General features: G+C 43.3%; 4 protein-coding genes and 2 pseudogenes. 4 read left to right on the top strand and 2 right to left on the bottom strand.

Features of this window, described 5'->3' with window-relative positions; all coding sequences use genetic code 11:
• The first annotated feature begins 80 nt into the window (after window positions 1–80).
• Window positions 81–698, top strand: coding sequence for a helix-turn-helix domain-containing protein (locus DEM91_RS12195; RefSeq protein ID WP_229039397.1), 618 nt, complete (start codon window positions 81–83; stop codon window positions 696–698).
• A 62-nt stretch (window positions 699–760) separates the two neighbouring features.
• On the opposite strand, the pseudogene DEM91_RS12190 reads toward DEM91_RS12195, so the two are convergent.
• Window positions 761–1048 (bottom strand): annotated as a pseudogene (locus tag DEM91_RS12190) (helix-turn-helix domain-containing protein).
• 12 nt (window positions 1049–1060) lie between these two features.
• Window positions 1061–1363 carry a helix-turn-helix domain-containing protein gene (locus DEM91_RS12185; RefSeq protein WP_036874299.1) on the bottom strand — a complete coding sequence of 101 codons (303 nt, stop codon included), beginning with the start codon at window positions 1361–1363 and terminating at the stop codon, window positions 1061–1063.
• Window positions 1364–1804: 441 nt separating this feature from the next.
• Here DEM91_RS12185 and DEM91_RS12180 point away from each other — a divergent pair.
• The 3 genes and pseudogenes from DEM91_RS12180 to DEM91_RS12170 form a co-directional block, all read left to right on the top strand.
• Window positions 1805–2056 (top strand): annotated as a pseudogene (locus DEM91_RS12180) (virulence protein); the annotation flags it as partial.
• A gap of 303 nt (window positions 2057–2359) precedes the next feature.
• A complete protein-coding gene (locus DEM91_RS12175; RefSeq protein ID WP_195254099.1) occupies window positions 2360–3364 on the top strand; it encodes a toprim domain-containing protein in 1005 nt (334 codons plus the stop codon).
• A gap of 4 nt (window positions 3365–3368) precedes the next feature.
• Entirely contained in the window at window positions 3369–3827 is a 459-nt protein-coding gene (locus tag DEM91_RS12170; RefSeq protein WP_006282083.1) for a DUF3408 domain-containing protein, read from the top strand.
• The last annotated feature ends 179 nt before the right edge of the window (window positions 3828–4006 follow it).

Below are 4006 nucleotides of genomic sequence, written 5' to 3'. Positions count from 1 at the left end.
TTCACGCTAAGTGAATGATAATGAACAGTTAATAAATTACAAATATTTTCCAATTATTTGGAAAGCAACATAGAAGTAATATGAATATAGACGATATACGAGCTTTGCTCAACGACATTGAGAGCGACAGGGTGGAACGAACGATTTCCACTACCAATACGGATAAGTTTGGACAGGCTATCTGTGCTTTTGCCAACGACTTGCCCGACCACAAACAAACCAGCTATCTATTCTTGGGCGTTAAAGACGATGGCGAAGTACAGGGGCTTGACGTGACAGACGAACTGCTAAAGAATGTGGCCGCTATTCGTACTGACGGAAATATCCAGCCCCAGCCATCGATGACGGTAGAGAAGGTGGCGATGCCAGAAGGTGACACTGTGATGATACGGGTGGAGCCATCGGTTTTTCCTCCCGTCAAATATAAAGGCCGTATCTGGATAAGGATTGGGCCTCGCAAGGGTGTGGCCAACGAGGAAGATGAGCGTATCTTGCTGGAGAAACGTAGGGCAAATGTTACGGCATTTGATGCATCGCCCTGCCTGAATGCGACCATCGATGGTATGGACTTGCAGAAGTTCAAGCATTACTTCTTGCCGAAGGCGATGACGGATGCTGTATCTTTCTTCCATAATAAAATAATGATTTTAGGCAAAAGTAGATGTAATAAAGCGTATATATTCTACACAAAAGTGTAATAATTGCTCGCCTTGCTGATTATTTTAGATTTTATAACACTTCTTTTTGCGATATGCTGCTATCACTTATAATTCTCCTCTAACAGCCTTTCCAAATCCGACACCTTATAGAGTATCTTTCCTGCAAACTGCGTATAGGGAATAATCCTCCTGTCCCGATAGTCCTGCAAAGTACGAGGGCTGATATACAGCCGCTCGCATACATCCTTGCCTGTCAGGAAATGCTCACCTCCAAACAGCGGTTTGTGTGTCTGTGTCGCTTCCTTTATCCGTCCGTTCACTCCTTAAAGTGCGGACAGCACCACCTGCATATCATCCGCTTCCATATTCAAGTCCTTTATTGACTCCATTGTCATCTTATTTTATTTGTTATTCTTAGATTTATCTGTCTTAGGCTTCTCTGATTTAGTCTGCAACAGCCACTCCACGTCCTCACGCTTGTAATAACACTTATGCCCTATTTGGGAGAAAGGCAATACACCAGTATCCCGATAGTGCTGCAATGTGCGCTTGCTGATGTTAAGCAACTTGCACACATCGCCGTTGTGCAGCCAATCGGTATGCTTGCTCTGTTCCCCAAATGCCTTGTGGCAGGTCTCGGCAAGACAGAGTATCTCATTCCTCAGCCTCGCCCAATTTGAATCCGTAATGATAAAATATCCCATAGTTTTATTGTTATTTTGTTTGTAATTCTGTCTTATTGGTATTGACAACACCTTTGTCTGTTCTGCGTTTCATCGCACGTTTATGCCTGCAAAAATATGATGAGTTTATCACACTTCAAAGCAGCAGGGAAATACAGGGAAAAACAAGGAAATGACAAAAGGATTGTCGCTTTCTTTGCCTCCTCACTCCATTTATCATATCCGTTTTAGCCGATGCAATACAATGCAGATTGCTGCAAATAAGCACATGCCTTTCTTACATCCTTTACGCACTTGGCCTCTTGTTTAAGGTTTAAATCCATGCTTTCCGACTGTTTCCTGCCAGAAATCCGTGAGAAATCCATTGCCAATGTGCGCAACATTATGCAAGCACTCCCTGAATGCTTGGAACTTTCACATTCTCTTGATAACTTCACTCTTGGAAACCAAACCAAGCATGTAATGAAAAAGAATGCAGATAAAGGAAAATCGGAGGGCGGATACAATACGCCCAAACGGAGAAAAGCCTCCTCCAAGAACTCGGAGATAGAAGCCTATCTCTCCACGCACTATGAGTTCAGATACAACACGGTGTTGGGGCGAACCGAATACCGAAGCAAGAACGATGCTCACTTCTCAAAAGTGGGTCGCTATGAAATTAACTCACTCCGCAGGGAACTTGACAACGACATCGGGCTTATCACATCCTCCGATTTATGTATATAAAATGAGGAAGATTCTCCCTTGTCCTTTGCCAAGTTATTGCAGTATCCAAATGTTGTAGGCGTATGTAGTAGGTTGGTAGTATGACTTGGTACTACAAAAATATATTGTAAATCAATTACTTAACTTAAAATAGTATGTGGTAAGAAGAAAGATGAAAAAGTTTGGAGGGGAAAAACTTCAGGAAAGAGATTTTCTTTCAATAATCATTCAACTACCCATCCAAATATCATTCAAACACACCATTGTCATTCAAGCAAAAATTATTCAATCAGTTCAATTAAACATATCACAATGAAAGAAGAAGATTTATCCGCAATCAAGCGATACTCTATCGTAGAGTATCTTGAAAGAAAAGGCATCAAGCCTGTATGCAGGACACCAGCCTATGCCCTGTACCGCTCACCGCTTCGTGCGGAAACACATCCGAGTTTCAAAGTGGACACAAAGAAGAACCTTTGGATAGACTATGCCGAAGGCAGGGGCGGAAGTATCATCGACCTCTGTATGCGATTGGAGAACTGCACGCTATCGGAAGCCATCCGCTGCTTGGGACAGACCGCTCCCGATGATACAGCATATAGTTCTCGTAAAGACTTCGCACCAAACAATTCCCAACCGGTAATGGCTGCAAACGGGGCAAGGAGACTGATAAGTATATCAGACACCCTGCCGCAACATTTGCAGGAGTACCTTACAAAAGTACGCTGCATTGATTTGGAGAGGGCTATGCCGTTTCTCAAATGTATCAGCTATGAGGTAATGGGCAGGCGCTATCAAGCCATCGGCTTTGCCAATCAATCAGGAGGGTATGAACTTCGGGATAATGGTTTGTTCAAGGGAACGATAGCTCCGAAGGATATTACTCTGATATTTACGGACAAACAGACAGAACACGCAATAGACAAGCCACTGCCTGTATGTGTGTTTGAAGGATTTATGGATTTCCTTTCTTTTCTTTCAATGAAAGAGGAGATAGCCAGCCACTGCCTTGTGATGAACTCCGTAAACAATGTGGCAAGGACTGTTCGCTATCTGAACGACGGACACCTGCCCCATATCCGTGCCTTCCTTGATAATGATGAAGCAGGACGGAGGGCAACCAATGATTTCGTCAAGGCAGGTTTCAAGGTGGAGGATATGTCCATACATTACAAAGGCTTCAAAGACCTCAACGAGTTTCATGTCTGCCGTATGCGTAAACAGGAGCAGCAGAAAGTGCAGGAACGGACACGGATGACGGTTACGGAGCAAAAGGAAAGTAAGAAATCAAAACAAGTCAAACATAAAATGAGATAATAATATGGACAAGAAAAAAGTCAGTAACGAGGGAATGGAGAATACCATCCACTCCACCAAGCAATATTTAGGACTCAACCAAATTGAAGGTCTGTCCGAACATCTTATAGCCGAACATCGGGCAAGGAAAGCAAGACTTATTCAAGAGTCTAACGAACAGTACCCAGAGAACACTACGCACTCTGAACCTGCGCAGCATACAGAGAACGCAACCGTTCAAAGACGCATCAGTGCCAAGATGAGAAAGAAAACACTCGAAGCCTACAAGCAAGCCTATCTTGTGCCGACTAAGTTAAACAATCGCAAGGCGGTCTATCTGAGCAGGGAAACACAGGAACGTGCCGACTTCATTGTGCGTAGATTAGGCGACAGGGGCAGCAACCTTTCAAGCTTTGTTGAGAACATTGTGCGTCAGCATCTGGAGGAATATGGTGAAGACATAGAGAAATGGAGGAAGCTGTAAACAACAGAAAAACGGTCGAGGGCAATCAAGTCAAAGGCTATCCCTTTCACTCAAAATCCTTGACCGTTTTAGGATTGTACCAACAACAGATTTTTATTTATTGCTGTCCGGTAAAAAAATATGATATTGGGCTAAGTGCTTAAAACACAATACTCTGCGATTAAATACTGGTTGTATAG

The organism is Prevotella sp. TCVGH (assembly GCF_023522295.1).
GTDB lineage: Bacteria > Bacteroidota > Bacteroidia > Bacteroidales > Bacteroidaceae > Prevotella > Prevotella timonensis.
Note: the sequence above shows the minus strand (reverse complement) of the source record. Positions and strands in the feature narration are given on the sequence as shown.